13 protein-coding genes are annotated in these 18,470 nt (G+C 35.8%); 2 read left to right on the top strand and 11 right to left on the bottom strand.

Annotated elements, in window-relative coordinates; translation table 11 throughout:
• Positions 1–13: 13 nt before the first annotated feature.
• The 6 genes from tkt to alr all read right to left on the bottom strand — a co-directional run bounded on the left by tkt (position 14) and on the right by alr (position 7,471).
• A complete protein-coding gene (gene tkt, locus AC6FXG_RS01075) occupies positions 14–1,969 on the bottom strand; it encodes a transketolase (RefSeq protein WP_500571221.1) in 1,956 nt (651 codons plus the stop codon).
• Positions 1,966–2,706, bottom strand: coding sequence for a WecB/TagA/CpsF family glycosyltransferase (locus AC6FXG_RS01070; RefSeq protein ID WP_500571220.1), 741 nt, complete (start codon positions 2,704–2,706; stop codon positions 1,966–1,968). The genes tkt and AC6FXG_RS01070 overlap by 4 nt, the downstream gene beginning before the upstream one ends.
• Positions 2,693–4,897, bottom strand: coding sequence for a polysaccharide pyruvyl transferase CsaB (csaB, locus tag AC6FXG_RS01065; RefSeq protein WP_500571219.1), 2,205 nt, complete (start codon positions 4,895–4,897; stop codon positions 2,693–2,695). The genes AC6FXG_RS01070 and csaB overlap by 14 nt, the downstream gene beginning before the upstream one ends.
• Positions 4,897–5,835, bottom strand: coding sequence for a GNAT family N-acetyltransferase (locus tag AC6FXG_RS01060; protein WP_500571218.1), 939 nt, complete (start codon positions 5,833–5,835; stop codon positions 4,897–4,899). The genes csaB and AC6FXG_RS01060 overlap by 1 nt, the downstream gene beginning before the upstream one ends.
• On the bottom strand, positions 5,835–6,176 hold the full coding sequence (locus AC6FXG_RS01055) for a type II toxin-antitoxin system PemK/MazF family toxin (protein WP_500571503.1): 342 nt from the start codon (positions 6,174–6,176) through the stop codon (positions 5,835–5,837). Before AC6FXG_RS01055 ends, AC6FXG_RS01060 begins: the two co-directional genes overlap by 1 nt.
• A 134-nt stretch (positions 6,177–6,310) precedes the next feature.
• Positions 6,311–7,471 carry an alanine racemase gene (gene alr, locus AC6FXG_RS01050; protein WP_075573762.1) on the bottom strand — a complete coding sequence of 387 codons (1,161 nt, stop codon included), beginning with the start codon at positions 7,469–7,471 and terminating at the stop codon, positions 6,311–6,313.
• Between the two features lie 139 nt (positions 7,472–7,610).
• Here alr and AC6FXG_RS01045 point away from each other — a divergent pair, with 139 nt between their 5' ends.
• Complete coding sequence (locus tag AC6FXG_RS01045; RefSeq protein ID WP_500571217.1) at positions 7,611–8,162, top strand: HD domain-containing protein; 552 nt, start codon at positions 7,611–7,613, stop codon at positions 8,160–8,162.
• A gap of 64 nt (positions 8,163–8,226) precedes the next feature.
• Here the strand turns inward: AC6FXG_RS01045 and uvrA are convergent, their stop codons facing one another.
• Entirely contained in the window at positions 8,227–11,046 is a 2,820-nt protein-coding gene (uvrA, locus tag AC6FXG_RS01040) for an excinuclease ABC subunit UvrA (RefSeq protein ID WP_500571216.1), read from the bottom strand.
• A gap of 1 nt (position 11,047) precedes the next feature.
• The gene (uvrB, locus tag AC6FXG_RS01035) at positions 11,048–13,030 is read right to left on the bottom strand and encodes an excinuclease ABC subunit UvrB (RefSeq protein WP_500571215.1); all 1,983 of its coding nucleotides are present in this window, start codon (positions 13,028–13,030) and stop codon (positions 11,048–11,050) included.
• 53 nt (positions 13,031–13,083) lie between these two features.
• Here uvrB and AC6FXG_RS01030 point away from each other — a divergent pair, with 53 nt between their 5' ends.
• Positions 13,084–14,532, top strand: a complete 1,449-nt coding sequence (locus AC6FXG_RS01030) for a hypothetical protein (protein WP_500571214.1) — start codon at positions 13,084–13,086, stop codon at positions 14,530–14,532.
• Here the strand turns inward: AC6FXG_RS01030 and AC6FXG_RS01025 are convergent.
• The 3 genes from AC6FXG_RS01025 to AC6FXG_RS01015 form a co-directional block, all read right to left on the bottom strand.
• Positions 14,521–15,990, bottom strand: a complete 1,470-nt coding sequence (locus AC6FXG_RS01025) for a VanW family protein (RefSeq protein WP_500571213.1) — start codon at positions 15,988–15,990, stop codon at positions 14,521–14,523. The genes AC6FXG_RS01030 and AC6FXG_RS01025 overlap by 12 nt on opposite strands.
• Before the next feature lie 64 nt (positions 15,991–16,054).
• The gene (locus AC6FXG_RS01020) at positions 16,055–17,185 is read right to left on the bottom strand and encodes a type II secretion system F family protein (protein WP_500571212.1); all 1,131 of its coding nucleotides are present in this window, start codon (positions 17,183–17,185) and stop codon (positions 16,055–16,057) included.
• Positions 17,175–18,470: a GspE/PulE family protein gene (locus AC6FXG_RS01015; protein WP_500571211.1), complete on the bottom strand. Its 1,296-nt coding sequence runs from the start codon at positions 18,468–18,470 to the stop codon at positions 17,175–17,177. Before AC6FXG_RS01015 ends, AC6FXG_RS01020 begins: the two co-directional genes overlap by 11 nt.

The following is an 18,470-nucleotide window of genomic DNA, read 5'->3' as shown; positions in this document are numbered from 1 at the left end:
TATTATATGATTTTTATTTTACAGATTTTTTAACTGCTTCTACAATTGACTTTGAATTTATTTTGAAGTGTTCAAATAAATCGCCGCCCTTGCCACTTGCTCCAAATGAATCCATGCCTAACTTTATTCCACCTTGAGTGTACTTATCCCAGCCAAATGTGGACAAGGCTTCAACAGAAACTTTTGGTGTATCCTTTGGTAAAACTGAGAGTTTGTATTCATCTGTTTGATCTTCAAAGAGATCCCACGAAGGCATGCTGACAACTCTTGTGCCAATTCCATCAGCTTCTAATTCCTTTGCTGCGTCCATGGCAATTGAAAGCTCAGATCCGGTTGCAATTACAATTGCATCGAGTTTTTCATTTTCTTTTTTAGCGATGTATGCACCTTTTACAAGGTCTCTTGCATTAATATCAAGCGTAGGCAAACCTTGTCTTGTTAATACAAGTGCTGTTGGTTTATGATTTTTAATTGCGACTTCCCATGCAACGATTGTTTCGTTGTAGTCTGCTGGACGAATTGTTGTAAAGTTTGGCAGACTTCTTAACATTGCAAGTTGTTCTATAGGTTGATGGGTTGGTCCGTCTTCTCCAACCCCTATTGAGTCGTGAGTTAGTACATAAACAACAGGAACATCCATAAGAGCTGAGAGTCTCATAGCTGCTTTCATATAGTCACTAAATACAAAGAAGGTTGCGCAGTATGGGCGAACGCCTCCGTGAAGAGCCATACCATTTGATATTGCAGCCATTGCAAATTCACGAATACCAAAGTGAATATTGCGTGGACTGTAATCGTCTTTTGAAATAAATCCTTGGCCATCAATAGTTGTATTATTTGATCCAGCCAAGTCAGCTGAGCCGCCAATCAAACTTTGAACTTGCTTGGCAACTTCTTGGATTGCCTTTCCACTAGCTGCCCTAGTTGCAATTTTTTCTTCCTTATCCATCAAAGAACTTAGGTCAACTTCTTTTTCTGTGTGGATAAACTTAACAAATTTTTCGTATCTTTCTAAATCTACTGCCTTGAGTTCATTTAAGCTTGCCTTATATTCGTCATAGGCCTTAACTTTTTCATCGATAATTGCCTTTACATGGTCTCTCACTTCTTGAGGAACAGTAAAGGAATCGTATTCCCATCCCAGTCTTTCTTTTAAAATCTTGTAGTCATCTTCTTTTAGAGGAGCCCCATGACTTTTATTCTTGCCTTCCACACTTCCTGCGCCAAAACCAATAACAGTTTTAATTTCAATTAGTGAAGGTCTGTCATCTTCCTTGGCCTTGCTAATAGCATTCGAAATAGCCTCAATATCTGTTCCGTCTTCAACTTTTTGAGTATGCCAGCCATAAGCTTCAAATCTTTTTAGTGTGTCGTCAACAAAGGTAATGTCAGTTGACCCATCAATTGTAATATTATTTGAATCGTAAAGGACAATTAATTTTCCTAACTTATGGGAGCCTGCAAAACTTGCTGCTTCGTGGCTAATGCCTTCCATCAAACATCCGTCTCCTACTAGAGCGTATGTGTAATGGTCTACAGGATTGTTTGCTCCTTTAAATGTATCGTGGAGATGTGCTTCTGCTAGTGCCATGCCAACAGCCATGGCAAGTCCTTGACCAAGTGGTCCTGATGTAGCGTCAACTCCCAATGTGTGACCGTACTCTGGATGCCCTGGTGTCTTTGAATTTAATTGTCTAAAATCTTTTAAATCATCCATGCTTAGTTCAAAGCCAAAGACATGAAGCAAGCTATACAAGAGTGCTGATCCATGTCCTGCTGATAAAACAAACCTGTCCCTATTTGACCAATGAGGTTTGTTTGGATTAAATTTTAAATGATCTTTAAATAAAGCATAAGCCATAGGTGCTGCTCCAAGCGGTAAGCCTGGATGTCCAGAGTTTGCTTTGCCAATCATATCGACAGAAAGCATTCTCAGCGTATTAATTGTAAGATTATCAATGTTATTCATAATTCCTCCCTTATAGATTTTTTATTAGCCACTACTTTTATTAAAAAATGTGGTATTACTAACTGCCTTTTAATTCTGGATGGTTCTTTTAACAACCTATAAAACCATTCCATTCCAATTTTTTGCACCCATTTTGGTGCGCGCTTTAAATTTCCACTAATTACATCTAGGCTTCCTCCAACGCCTATAGACATTGAAGTTAGTCCGTCTAGTTTTGATATAAAATATTCTTGTTTGGGAAAGCCCATTGCGGAAACCACTAAGTGCGGTTTTTTATTTTCTATATCCTTTAAAATTTCTTGCTCTTGGGGCGAATTTAATTCAAAATACCCATTATGGGCCCCCACTATATTTAAATTTTTATAATCTTTTTTTATATTTTCTATTGCCTGGTCCAGAGTCTCTTGTTTTGCTCCAACTATATAAATATCCAAATTCCTTTCATCTGCTATTGATAAAATTTTCTTTAGAGTATCAAAGCCAGTTTGTCTGCCCTCACCTTCTATGCCGGCAATCTTTTGGGCAATTACAATCCCAACTCCATCTTTTAGTACGAGGCCAGCACTATTTATAAGTTCTATGAGGTTCTTGTCCTTTTTGGCCCTCATAACAATCTCTGGGTTTGGCGTAATTATTTTAAAATTATTGGACCCGCTTATATTTGACCTTAAAATTTCGTCCAACTCTTGGTCATTGATATCAGAAAATTTTACACCAAGCACATTAATTTTTCTCATCTATATCCTTTAGCAAGCCAAGTGCTTCAATCGCATTTAATCTTGCTAATTCCTTTCTTTCTTCGTCTTTATTTTTTATATTGCTTAAATAATCTTCATCATCTAAGCATCTTTTTATTTCTTGGTAAACTTTTTGCCCGTCAATATCATTGATATCTATTATATAATCTGAATCAATGCTTTCCATAAAGCTTTTTACCTTTGGGTCATAGGATATAGCAAGTGGCTTTGTATGAACTGCGGCCGAGTAAATCACACCGTGGAGTCTCATGGCTAGAACCATCTGAGCCTTGGAAAAAATACCCATAAGCGTAGTGACGCTCATATCTTCATAATAAGAATAAAGGTTTTCGTTCCGACATTTATCCTCGACTCGCTTTAATATTGGAGTATCCTTTGACATATGCATGGGTATAAGCAAAATCTTGTGGCCTTGGTCCATGAGTTTATTTATAGCAATGGCCATCTGGTCTATCATTTTTTCATCATCAGTCCATGGTCTCAAATTCACAACAATAAATTCATCATTAATATTTATGTCTGATAAAATTTTCTCAGCCTCTTCTATATTTTCCTTTAACAAGAAAACTGGATCAGACCTTACCAGGCATTTGTCTTTTTCTATGCCAATTTCCTCCAAGTACTTAGCCGAATCATCGTCTCTTAGAGTAATCAGATCAACATCCTTTAGGACTTTTTTGGTAAGTTTCCTATTAAACTTTCCATTTATTGGCCCGACCCCATTGGCATAGATGCAAACTTTTTTATTCTTGCGTTTTGCAACAGAAATTACATATAAATAATACCAAAGAGACCGTGAGCTCGTAACGTCTTGTAGGAGACTCCCTCCTCCAGATATGAGCATGTCTCCTTTCTTTATAGTTGATCCAATAACAAAGGGGTTAAACCTATAAACTGCATCGACATCGTATACCTCGCGGGTCTTATTTGGATTGTTAGATAAAACTTTTAAGCGGAGAGTTTTGTCTCTTCTTTTTAGTTCACCAAGAATAGCTTCAAGAATGGCGTCATCGCCTTGGTTATCAAAGCCATAAAAACCAGACAAGACAATAGTTTTCCCAAACAAAATCTTATTGTAAATATCCAGTTGCATCCTGGACATGCTATGGCTGCTATATTTTTCCAAAACTATTTCATGGAGATTTTTTCCGTATTGAATTCTTTTTTCATCATTTTTTGCCAAGTCAAGCAAGCGTTCGCTTAGTTTTTTATAATCGCCGGGCTCATAAGTGTATCCGCTATAATCATCTATTACTACCTTTGGAATACCTCCCACATGAGTCGCAACCATAGGCTTAGAGTACTTAGCCCCCTCCAAGATAACATAAGGGAAACTTTCTGATAAACTCGATAAAACATTTATATCTATAGCGTTAATAAATGAAAATGGATCTTTTACCTCGCCTAAAAAATGAACTCGGTCTGATATACCAAGATCTTCTGCCGTTTTTTTGAGCTCGTCCAAAAGCCCTCCGCTGCCACCTATTAAAAAGTCAGCATCGGCCTCTTTTAAAAATTCTCCAGCCGCCCTAATAAAAGTCCTGTGGTCTTTAACCTCATCAAGCCTTGCAAGAATTCCAATTTTAATTCCATCATGGCGAATATTATACCTATCTAAAAATTCTTCTTTGGGCACATATTTATCTTCTGCCTCAAGATTTATTCCATTATAGACAACGTCAATATTTTTCTTGGAAAACCCACGATTGAGGAGCATGTTTTTAAAATCGTCACTGACAGCTACATAATTTTTAAAACGTTTTAGGGCAAAGGTATTTAGGTTTTTAAATATCAATTGCTTATAAAAGTTTCCCTTAAAGTCTAACCTTGGATCTGAGTGGACGGTTGATAAAAATTTGACCTTCTTTAATTTCTTCATCAAAAAAAAGGCAATAAAATTAGCCCTTGCACCATGGCAATGTACCAAGTCTATTCCCTCTTTATTAACATATTCTACTATATCATTAACGACACTTAAATCAAATCTACTCTTTTGTTCGAAAACAACAGTAGATATACCTAAGTCCTTGGCTTCATCCAAGAATACATCCTTAAAAAACACTCCCAGCCTAACGTCAATATGATTTTGCATCTCATTAAGTAGGGTCATAATATGGGTTTTTGCACCACCTGTATCGCCACCGCTAATAAGGTGAAGTACTTTAATCATTAATAAGTTTCCCCCTCAATAGGTTGTAAATACCATTCGTTTATGTTCAAGACCTCAGATAAATCGCTCTTTACAACGAGTGGAAATGAGCTCTTTGCATTTTGAAAACTCTTATTCTTAATTAATTTTGAAGTCTTTGGATTTTTCCAAATGCCAATTAAATTAACCTTTTCATCTTTAGCCTTCTTTAAAAAGTGATCATACATAGATTCCAAAGCTTCTTCGTTAGTATATAAAATATCCATTACCATATAGTATTTCAAATCAGCCTTGTCTATTTCTTTATAAATTATATATCCTTCTATGCCGTCCTTGTGAGTGGAAATAAATTTATAATTAGGTCTGTTATTAATCCTATTTGAAATCCATTCTCTTGACCTTTTAGCCATAAAGCCATAGTCAGCCTTGACCTTGTCAAAGAGCTTATCAACTTGACTCAAGTCCAGGTCATCTTTTACATCAAAACCTGAATAAGCAATCTTTTTTGTCCTTAAATTTGAAATTGAATTTATAATCTTGGCTATAAAGGTAAAAATTCCATTAGAAGTTACATTGGAAGGATCCAATATTTTTGCATAGGCATTGACCTCTCCAACGATTTTATAGTCTTGCTTATCAACCAGATTTATAAGTTCATATTGAAGAGGCAGCGCATACATAAGTTCATTTTTTACTTGATTTTCAAACTCCCTATATAAATTTGTGTATATGCCTTCTCTTCTTCTGTCTTTAATAACAATTGAGTCAGCAATAAAAGTAGATTTATATTCCCTAGCCTTGTAATTTAAATCCCGAATATTTGCTCCAACAAAACCAATGATCTTATCATCTTCACAATAAGTTCTAAATTTAGATTCTTCTTGGTATTTGCTTAAAATATCTTCTTTATTTTTTATTCCAGTATTTTCTAACAAAAATTCAATGTATTTATCTTCCATTAGTCCTCCTGCAAGTGGACGCTTATTCCCAAAGCCTTGTCAATTTCTTTCATTTTCGAATCGGTCATCCTTCCAATTTTTTCTCTTAAACGCCTTTTGTCAATAGTTCTAATCTGCTCCAAGAGAATAACTGAATCCTTTGGAAGACCTCCAACATCCTTGCCTACATTTACGTGGGTAGGCATACTAGACTTGTTTTTTACAGATGTAATAGCCGCCACAATAGTGGTTGGAGAAAATTTATTTCCAATGTCATTTTGGATAATTACAACAGGACGGACGCCCCCCTGCTCGCTTCCAATAACTGGCGACAGGTCAGCATAAAATAAATCTCCCCTCATGATAGTGATTTTCTCCCTACTTTGTTTTTGGTCGATTTTTTTTATATCCTGTTTTTGATTGTTATTATCTTTATTTTCTTTTGTATTTGCCTTATCTATCTTTTGATTGTTCTTATTATTCATATGTGCACATCCTATACATAGTTTATAATATCCTTAACCTCACCATTATCGATGATAACTCTTGGAATCCTGCGTGATAGCATGCACATTATTTCATAATGGATAGTTCCCATGATAGCTGCAAGCTCTGGTAGACTTGTATCCCCTTCACCTGAACCAAAGATAACGACTTCATCGCCTATTTTAACTTCAGTATTGTCAGTAACGTCAACCATAAATTGATCCATACAAATATTACCGATTGATGGAGCTTTTTTTCCATCTATGTTTACTGTAAATTTGTTTGATAGCAGGCGTGAAATCCCGTCAGCATAACCCAGTGGAATTGTAGCAACTTTTGTTATGCGTTTTGTAACAAAGGTTTGACCATAGCTTACTCCACTTCCTTCAGGTAAAATTTTTAAATTGCTGACCAAAGCTTTCAAAGTCATAAGCGGTTTTAAATCCCATTTACTTCTCATTTGACCTGAAGGCGGATAACCATACATGATAATTCCCGGCCTTACATAGTCAAGATCAAACTCAGGATAATCCATAATTGCACCCGAATTTGAAATATGTTTTTTTAATTTTTTTCCAAGAGCATGTTCAATCGAACTTACAAAAGTAGAAAATATTTGATATTGCTTCCTTGTGTTTCCAAGGTCCACCATGTCCGAAGTTGCAAAGTGACTGTAAATACCTTCGCATTCGATGTTTTCAAAAGAAATAATTTCCATTATCTTTCCAAAAGCAACTGTGCCCGGCAAAAATCCAATCCTACTCATACCAGTATCAATCTTGATATGAATTTTAGCTTTTTTACCTAGTTCGCCAGCAATTTTATTTATTAGCTTGGCCTGCTCCATATCGTAAACAGTCATTTCTAGGTCTTTCACTATAGCTTCTTTTATTTCAGTATCCCTGACATAATTTAAAAGTAAAATCGGATCTTCAATTCCAGCGTTTCTAAGTTCAAGCCCTTCGCTTAAAATAGACACACAAAAACGGTGCACTCCAATCTCTTGCAATTTTTTTGCAATAGTAATTGCATCATGATTGTATGCATTCGCTTTAATTACTGCCATTATTTCGCTATTTGGGTTTAAGTGTTCCTTGATAATATGTATATTGTGACATAAATTATCTAAATTTATTTCCAACCAACAAGGCCTTATATCTTCAAAATTCATACTCTCCACCTTCATATAAAATATACCACAAAGGGCCAGTTTTTTCAAGCATTGACATAGTCAAAAATAACTTTATATATTTGAGAAATACGAATCATATGCTATAATATATTTGAGGTGAATTATGGGAGAAAATTTAATGAAAAAAATAGAATTTGTAACGACTATAGAAAAAATGAAAACAATAGAGAGAAGAACAAAAATAATTGGAGTAGATAGAAGAGAAAACGATGCTGAGCACAGTTTTTCTATTGCAACTATGGGCATTATTTTCCAAGACTACGCAGGAGATGTAGATATAGATAAGTGCATTAAGATGCTCTTGGTCCATGACCTAGTTGAAATTGATGCCGGCGATACTTTTGCTTACGATACAGAAGGCTATAAAGATAAGGCCGAGCGTGAGCAAAAAGCTGCCGAAAGAATTTATGGAATTTTGCCTGGAGATTTGGGTGAAGATTTAAAAAAACTTTGGATAGAATTTGACGAATGTAAAACTCCTGAAGCAAAATACGCCAACGCCATGGATAGATTACAACCGGTTATCAATAACATATATAACGATGGTGGAACTTGGCTAGAATATAAAGTCAGCTGGGAAAGTTTTTTAAAACGCATGGAACCGATCAAAGACTTTAATGATGAAATTTATAATTATGTTTTAGAAAACGCAAAACCATATTTTAAATAAAAATTAAGAGCCAAGGTCATTTATAAAGACCCAGGCTCTTTTATTTTGTTTATAAATATATAATTTAATCCAGTAACTTTTTCAAAAATTGTCCTGTATATGACTCTTTAACCTTTGCAACTTCTTCAGGCGTTCCTTGGGCAACTATTGTACCTCCCTTGTCCCCACCTTCTGGCCCAAGGTCAATTACATAGTCAGAGGTTTTTATAACATCCAAATTGTGTTCAATAACTACAATTGTGTTGCCACCTTCGGCCAATTCGTCCAAGACTTGAATTAATTTTGATACGTCCTCAGAGTGCAAACCTGTAGTCGGTTCGTCAAGTATATATATGGTCCTCCCTGTTGCCCGCTTAGAAAGTTCTGTTGCAAGTTTAACCCTCTGAGCTTCACCGCCTGACAAACTAGTGGAGCTTTGTCCTAATTTTATATAGCCCAAACCCACATTGTACATAGTTTCCAACTTACGACTTATCTTTGGATGGTTTTCAAAGAAATACATAGCCTCTTCAACCGTCATATCGAGTACATCAGAAATAGTCTTATCTTTGAATTTAACTTCCAATGTTTCCCTATTATATCTCTTACCCTTGCATACTTCGCAAGGCACATATACGTCTGGCAAGAAATGCATTTCGACTTTGATAATGCCATCGCCTTTGCAGGCCTCACACCTGCCGCCTTTTACATTAAAAGAAAATCTACCTTTTTTGTAGCCTCTTGCCTTGGCTTCGTTGGTCATGGCAAAGACATCACGGATTCCATCAAAAACTCCAGTGTATGTCGCAGGATTTGATCTAGGCGTTCTACCTATTGGCGATTGGTCAATTACAACCACCTTATCAAAGACCTCATCATTTTCAACCCCATCTGATTTTCCTGGCTTGATTTTAGATTTATTTAAATCCCTGGCTAAATTTTTATATAAAATTTCATTTACCAGTGAACTCTTGCCTGATCCACTTACACCTGTAACTGCTGTTATAACTCCCGTTGGGATTTTTACATCAATATTTTTTAAATTGTTTTCATGGGCGTTTTTTACAGTAACAAAATCAACTGGCTTACGACGTTCTTTTGGAACTTCAATTTTCTTTTTACCAGATAAATATTGGCCAGTTATACTCTTTTTATTTCTCATAACCTGCTTTGGCGTGCCAAAAGCTACAATCTCTCCACCATGAACTCCGGCGCCAGGTCCAATATCCAAAATATAATCAGCCTCTCTCATGGTGTCCTCATCGTGTTCGACCACCAAAACAGTATTGCCAATATCAGTTAGTTCCCTTAAAGTTTTTAAGAGCTTGGCATTGTCTCTTTGGTGAAGGCCGATTGATGGCTCGTCAAGTACATAAGTTACACCGACAAGCTTTGACCCAATTTGGGTTGCCAATCTAATCCTTTGTGACTCACCGCCCGATAAACTTCCTGCCATCCTGGAGAGATTTAAATAGCCAAGGCCAACATCTTTTAAAAATCCAAGCCTTTCTTTAATTTCTTTTAGAATCTCTTCGGCAATTTTGTTTTCCATTTCAGTAAGTTTTAGATTTTCAAAAAACTCAATTTCTTTTTCTACATCCAGTTCAGTTAACTCAGCTATATTTAATCCGCCAACTCTTACGCTAAGGGCTTCCTTGTTTAGTCTTTTGCCTCCACAAGTCTTACATGGAACTTCCTCTATAAATTCTCCAATTACCTCTTGGACCCAATCGCTCGAAGAATTGTCATAGCGTTCTTGTAAATTATTTACAGCGCCTTCCCATCTCCTAGTTACAGTTTTTCTCCTACCTGTCCTATCAAATCCAGATTTATATGTGAATTTAACAGCATAATTAGTCCCATAAAGAATTTCATCTATCATCCCTTTTGGAGCTTCTTTAATCGGTGCGTCTAAACTAAAATTCCAATGTTTGGCAATTTCAGCAAACATCTTCATATAAAATGAATCCATATCTGTGTTACCATAACTTGCGATTGCCCCTTGCTTAATGGAAAGTTCACCATTTGTAATAAGCCTATCAGGGTTAATGGTTTGGAAAAATCCTAAGCCATTACATGTTTCACACATACCAAAGGGAGAGTTAAATGAAAAAAGTCTGGTAGAAACCTCTTCAAATGAAATTCCGCAATCTATACATGCAAAATTTTCACTAAAGGGAATATTTTCCTTAGACGTTTCCACAACTATATAGCCATTGCCTAATTCAAGAGCTGTTTCAAGCGAGTCAACCAAACGCTTTTCAATATTGTCTCTCCTAATCAGCCTGTCAACGACAACTGCTATATTATGATTTTTATTTTTTTCAAGTTCAGGCACACTTTCTATATCATAGAGTTCACCATCTACATACACGCGTACATAGCCATCTTGTTGGATTTGCTTAAAGACGTTTTTATGCTCGCCTTTTTTGCTTCTGACAATTGGTGCAACTATCATCATCTTTTCGCCTTCATCCAGGCTCATAATCTTGTCGACCATTTGATCGATAGATTGTTTTTCAATTAACTTGCCACATTTTGGGCAGTGAACCTTGCCAATTCTGGCGTAAAGCAGCCTGTAATAGTCGTAAATTTCTGTAACAGTCCCCACAGTTGAGCGTGGATTCCTATTTGTAGTTTTTTGATCAATTGAAATAGACGGACTGAGTCCACCAATATATTCAACAGCTGGCTTTGTCATATTGCCAAGGAACTGCCTGGCGTATGCGGACAAGCTTTCTACATACCTGCGTTGTCCTTCTGCATATATTGTATCGAAAGCCAGGGAGCTTTTTCCAGAACCCGATAGGCCTGTTATAACTGTCATTTTATTCCTAGGAATATTAACAGATATATTCTTTAAATTATTTTCATGTGCACCTTTTATTTCAATGTAGTCGTTCAAATTATTTCTTCCTCTCAATTTTTTCTAATTTCTTCTGCCAATTAGCCATTTCATCTCTAAGCCTTGCAGCCTCTTCAAACTCAAGACGCTCTGCAGCTTCTAACATGCTGGCCTTATATTCTTTAATAATTTCAAGTATTTGATCTTTGCTAAGGGCCTCAGTCTTTTTAGGAGCTTTATTTGTATCTCCCTTCATAATTCCAATAACTTCTCTAACGTCCTTTACTATGGACTTAGGAACTATGCCGTGCTCTTTGTTGTAAGCTTCTTGGATTTCCCTCCGCCTTTGAGTTTCTTCAATGGTCTTCTTCATGCTATCAGTAATCCTATCTGCATACATTACTACTTGACCATTTACATTTCTGGCGGCCCTACCAACAGTTTGAATTAAAGAAGTTTCTGATCTCAAGAAGCCTTCTTTGTCTGCGTCTAAGATTGCAACCAAACTTACCTCTGGCAAGTCTAAGCCCTCTCTTAAAAGGTTGATGCCAACCAGTACATCGCATTCGCCCAAGCGCAATTCTCTAATTATCTGCATTCGATCAATTGTCTCTGTGTCCGAGTGCATATATCTAACTTTTATACCAATATTATCCAGATAATCTGATAAGTCTTCTGCCATTTTCTTGGTAAGAGTTGTAACTAAGACCCTTTCGTTCTTTGCAACCCTATCTTTAATCCTTTCAATTAAATCATCGATTTGATTTTCAATTGGATGGACAATAATTTCTGGATCCAAAAGGCCTGTCGGTCTTAAAACTTGCTCTGCAAGTGTAGTTGATTTTTCCAACTCATAAGGGCCTGGAGTAGCTGAAACAAATAAAATATTGTGGATCAGTTTTTCAAACTCAGTGAAATTCAGCGGCCTATTATCAAGTGCCGACGGCAACCTAAATCCGTATTCAACAAGAGTCTCCTTCCTTGACCTATCGCCTGCGTACATGCCCCTGATTTGTGGAATAGTTACGTGACTTTCGTCCGTTATAATCAAAAAATCCTCTGGGAAATAATCTATCAGAGTATATGGCCTACTACCTGGAGCCCGACCAGAAATATGCCTGGAGTAGTTTTCAATTCCAGAGCAAAAACCAATCTCTCTTAGCATCTCAAGGTCATATCTGGTCCTCTGCTCAAGACGCTCTGCATATAAGAGATGGTCCATGTCCCTCAGCTCTTTTAACCTATCCTCTAGTTCTTCTTCTATAGTTGTGATCGCACGATCAATCTTAGCCTGTGAAGTCGCAAAGTGGGATGCTGGAAAAATACTGGCGTGTTTTAGTTCGCCCAAAACTTCTCCTGTTAAATGATTTATTTCTGAAATCCTGTCTATCTCGTCTCCAAAAAATTCAACACGAATGCAGTTTTCACTTTCACTGGCAGGAAAAATATCCAAAATATCACCACGGACCCTAAAAGTCCCGCGTTCAAAATTAATATCATTCCTCATATATTGGATGGCTATAAGCTCTTCTATAACCTTGTCCCTATCTTTAATCATGCCTGGTCTCAAGCTAACCATGAGGTCAATATAGTCTTCTGGATCACCCAAGCCATAAATGCAGGATACAGATGCAACTATAATTACATCCTTTCTTTCAAAAAGAGCCGCTGTAGCCGAGTGCCTAAGCTTATCTATTTCATCATTAATAGCCGAGTCCTTGGCTATATAAGTATCTGTCGATGGCACATAGGCTTCAGGTTGATAGTAGTCATAGTAAGATACAAAATATTCAACGGCGTTTTCAGGGAAAAATTCTCTAAGCTCCATACAAAGTTGATAAGCAAGTGTTTTGTTATGTGCAATTACAAGGGTTGGCTTTTGAACTTTGTTTATAATATTTGCCATAGTAAAAGTTTTACCAGATCCCGTAACCCCCTTTAGAGTTTGAAATCTTTCGCCCTTTAATATTGAATTTGAAATTTTTTCTATAGCTTCTGGCTGGTCACCAGTAGATTGAAATTTAGAATGTAACTTAAAGTTCATGGTCCCTCCTTGTATATTTTTAATATATTATGTAAAATTAATATGGTGATAAAATGAAAAGAAAATTAATCTTACTTATTCTTGTAATATTTTTGTCTGGATGCGATGTGCTTATAAAAGATGATCCTAAAACTGGAATTAATTATATCCCCATCGAATATGATTTGAAATCCATAGATTATATAAGTGACTACAATAACAATGAAATTTCCTGGGAAATGAAACCCGTGGGCTCAATAGATGTCGAGCTCACTATCGTCTGCCCCCTAACAGATAGGACCAATATAAAAGTCCTTGATTTAAAGCAAAGCGAAGACGAAATAATAGTCAAATTAAAAGGCTCTGTTGTAAGAAATGATAACTTGCAAAAACCTGTTATAAAAATTGTTCTAAGAGGTATCAACCCTTACAATAAACAAAACTATAAATTAAGACTGGATTCTGATTTTGATTTTTTAAGGCCAAACATGGATACCGACACCGCAAAAGCAATAATCAAAGAAACATATCCCAGTATAATATATGATCCTTTGGATATCAAGCTCATGCGTACTACTAGTGGCCTAATGTGGGCCCTGTATTATCCGCTAGTCAATCAAGACCAAGAAAATGCTTCCATGCGTTTTACCATCAGTGATTCCAGCAAAGAAATTGTAAATGAAAATAAATTTGAAATTTCAAAAAAAATACCTTTCGATAAATCGATTGGTTTTGCAAGTGGTGATTTCTTTTTGTATAAACAATCAGATGACATCTACTTCTATAATATACCCAAAAACGAAAGTTTGAAAATAAATAAACTTAAAAAAGAATTTACAAATATAAAACGAGACCCCAAGACTTCCCAAATATATTTTCAATCATGTGAGCCGACATCTAAATTTTATATTTTTAATCCTGAGACCAATAATATAAAGACCTTTGACTTAAGTGATTTTTATCCAGATGATTTTGCTGTATACGGTGACATAATTTTCTTTATAGCCAACAAAGGCACAAGCTCAAAATTATTTAAATTTCAAGACTCAGAATTAGAAGAGATTAAGCAAATGAATTTTTTAATTAAATCAATAGCTACAAACGGCAAGGACCTTGTAATAGAAACCATTGGCAAAGATGGAAATCTCATATACCGTATTGATTCAAACTACAGCCTAGCTTTCTTAGGCAAGGGAGTCAAGCCAGTTATCAATAGTGAATTCATTTCTTATCTTAGTCAAAGTCCTGGATCTAATAATTTTGATATCATTCTATATTCTCTCAAATCTGGACTGAATAAAGAAATCATGCACGGAAATATAAAAGATATTTCCTATGACCAAAATGATAATCTTATCATAAAAGAAAAAATCGAGAGCACGATAAAACTCTCGATTTATAAAAATCAATCTATTAAAACGATTGTCCAACTGCCATGTAAAAATATATTTTACTCAGCAAAGACAAATTCTTTAATGGTTGAAAGTCATAATAACTTATTAAATATAGATTTATTGAAGTAGGTCGATTGTGTCTACTGGATTTTCATCAACATCTGATACTTCAGTTTCTGGATTTTCGCTAGGTGGATTTTCTGTACCAGCATTTGGATCCGACTCTACAGCACCTGTCCCTACTTCCACAATAGCATTTTGCATTGGGTAAGAGCTTTTCAAGTAGCCTAGCTCCTTGAACTTTTGCCCATTTTTTTTGTAAATTTTTGTGGAAACAGCATTTATCCCATCCCTGCCTCCACTAATGACTCTTTCCTGTCCTGCTTGGAGTGCGTCTGTTTGTCTTTCAACCCGTCCTCTAGGTGTGGTTGAAACAATTGTAGTTTGTAAATCAATATCATAATTCTTTTCTTTGGTGTCGCCGTATATTTTAAAATATATATTTTTGTTGTCGACCCAAGATTTAATAATTATTGGGAAATCCCAATTATTTCTAAATTTTAAATCCTTAGCGCCCTTCCACACAGCAGCATCTGCTCCAACTGCAACATATGGAGCTGCAATCGAGTGCGGGTGTCTCTCAATAATTTCTACATCTGCCCTAACAAGAGCATTGTAAAGAGTAGTCGATGTTTGACAAAGGCCACCACCCAAAGAGTCTACATATTTTCCCCCTACAATAGTAGAGGCCATCTTGTAACCGTTTTGTGCGGTTATCTCTCCCATCTCATCGTTAAATGAAATACTCTCTCCAGGCATAATAACCCTGTCACTTATTCTCTTGCAAGATAATCTTATATTTTCATTCCTGCCTTGAGTGCCATTGCCAAGTGGAGTTTGAAATTCTCCAATAACCCCATTTATTCTTCCAAGCATTTCATTAGAATTCTTGGCTTCTTTTACTTTGACATCTGCTGTGACACTCTCATCTCCAGATTTTACTGCATCTTTAATCTTCTTTGCCAAGTCTTCAGCATCTATTTCTACTCCATTTTCGCCTTCGACAATATTAAAACCCTCTTCGGTAAACTCAACATGAGCTTCAACAGGCTCTTTCAAGAGCTGTTTGTTTACATTTTCTATATAAGCCTTTAGAGTATCAGAATTAATAGTGGTCTTAGTTTCAAAGTTTATAGGATTTTCCCTAGCCTCATTAATAATAGCAAGCCTAGATTCACTAGATCCTCTTCTGCCAAAATTATAAGCATCATCTATGGCCTTTGCATAATCTATTTCCAGGCCAAGATCTTTTAAAGTGCTTTCATAGGTGTTTTCATCAATTATAATTTTAAAATTTTTATTTAAAATACTCTCGACCTTTGACTTCACTTCTTCCAATGCTTGGTCTTTGGTCTTATTGGACAAGTCTATATTATCAACGCTAATTCCATCATAAATTAAGTCACTAGATAATATTTGCCTTTTCTTCTCCTCTTCCTTTTGACTATTGTAAAAATAATATATAGCACCTGCTAAAATTAATAGAGCAAGTATAATTGAAGTCGTAATTATTGTTTTTTTATTCATTAATTTATCTCCCAAAATAATCTTTATATATGAAATTTACCCCACAGGCTAATAATTATGCAACTTAAATTATATTTGCCAAATTAAACATTGGAGCAACAATTCCTATAGCCATTATACCAATAATTACTCCAACTATCAATGTTATAATTGGTGATATCCACTTGGCTAAATTTTCCAACCTACTATCCACAGACTCTTTATATAAGTCTGCCAGATTAGCCGAAACTTCTTTCATAGCTTGGCTTGTCATAACACCTGTAAAGAGTGCAGTCGAGAACTCAGTAAAAACATAAGAGTCCGCTCCTATGCTTACAAAGTCTTTGCCTGCTTGTACCTCATTTGTAAGTTTTATAAGATTTAATCTTAAAAATAAATTTTCTTCAGAGCTGCTAATATGATTTAAGCAAGCATAGGTGTTTTCCAGTCTAGAGTACAAAATGTTAAACTTTTTAAAAAATGCCTCTAAAAAATAATCTTGTCTGAGTTTTCTAAACAAAGAATACTTGTACTTGTAGGTTTCCACCAGCATATAAAAATCATATGAGACCATGTAAAGAAAACCAAGCCCTATATATATAATAAAAATTATTACTAGAACATAGATTAAATTATTTGACAAGGCATTGCCGATTCCTATGGCCACCTTTGTCACTTTCGGTAAGTCCGCGTCAAAGCCTTCATAGAGCGACGCAAACATGGGAAGGATAAAGTTGCTCATTACAATTAGCATAAGCAAGGATAAGAAAAACAAAAATGCAGGATAAGATACGGCGTTAAAAACCTTTCTTTTAACGGACTTGCCCCTCTCTAAAATTCTATTTGCCTCTCTCATCGGTTCCAGCAAATCATCGCTGAGCTCTGCAACTTTTATTAAATTTAAATAATAAGCAGGCAACCTGGTTGAAAGTTTCAAGGCCATATAAAAACTTTGACCCTCTGACATTTTTTTATAAATTTTATCCAGGGTCGCTCTTTCTTTTTTGTATTCATCTGAATTCCTCAAAACCCCAACTGCAGTGTAGATGTCTACACCTTGAGAAATTAAAATTTCAATCCCCTTTAAGAACCTATAGCTTTCTCTTTTACTTTCAATCAAGGGTTTTATGGAAATATATTTATCAAGTGGCTCTTCTATGGGACCTATGCCTAGCTTGTAGCCGTCTTGTGTCTCTTCAATGTAATTATATATCATTTTCTTCCTCAAAGGTTTTTAAATCAATCTTGCCTTCTTCATATAATCTTCTCAAAGACTCTTGCCTATCGATTATTTTTTTAAATCTAAACTCTCCTCTTCCCTCATCTGCAACAGACAATTCAAAGACACCTGTCCTGCCATAGTAGCCGTTGTTGCACTTATCACAGCCATTTACCATGTAGTGGCCATCCTCAGCTTTTATTTTACAATCGCAGAGGGTCCTAACCAGGCGCTGGCTAATAATTGTGGAGATTGCTGTTTTTAAAATATATTCTTCAACCCCCAGGTCCAAAAGCCTATCATAAGTATTTTTATCGTCCCTTGTATGCAAGGTTGAAAAAACTGTATGACCTGTTATAGCTGATCTCATTGCAACTTGTGCAGTCTCCTCGTCCCTAATTTCTCCAATGTAAATAATATCTGGGTCTTGCCTGAGCGATGCCCTAAGTAATTTATTAAAAGTCCTCCCCCTTGAATTGTCAACTTCTAATTGAGTAATGTCATCTGCCCGGTATTCAATTGGGTCTTCTATACTTATAATATTTTTTTCTTGATGAGGGAGAAGCTTTAATGCTGCATGCATGGTTGTATTCTTACCGCTGCCAGTCGGACCAACCACCAAATTCATTCCTTCTTTGTTAATGTACTTTTTATAAGTATCAAGGACATCTTCTGGCATGCCCAGTTTAATCAAATCTAATTCAATTTGATTGGAGTTAAGTAATCTTAAAACAAATTTTTCTCCAAATTGCGTAGGCACACTGCTCACCCTGATGCTAAGATCTTTTGAATTAAATTTGAAATCCATACTTCCGTCTTGCATTTCTTTGTTGACTGTATCCATGCCAGATCTAACTTTAATTATATTGGATAATCTATCAAAGTCCTGGTACATATAAGAAATATGCTTCAAGACCCCATCAATTCTAAATCTAATTCCCATTTTATCTTCTTTGGGTTCCAAGTGAATATCGGTCGCCCTCATTTCAATTGCATCTTTTAAAATCGCATCCAAATCATCTCCTGCATAGGATTTAGCTTTTACAATCCTATACAAAAACGGCCCGTGTTCATCTTCTATAAGCGCAATTTCTTTACTCTTTGGCATGTGATCAAAGTCTACCAAAATATAATCGTCAATTTTATATATTTTTGCATTGACGCCTCTGACATCTTGGATGGGTTCTTTAACTTTGCCTACAAAAATAGCCGGGTCAAGGAAGCCCCTATCTCCGACTATTTTATTGTAGTCTACTAATTTTTGTGTAAACTTAATATTCAT

This window comes from Ezakiella massiliensis, assembly GCF_059862345.1.
The sequence above is the reverse complement of the archived record's forward strand: the minus strand, read 5'-3'. Positions and strand labels throughout refer to the sequence as shown.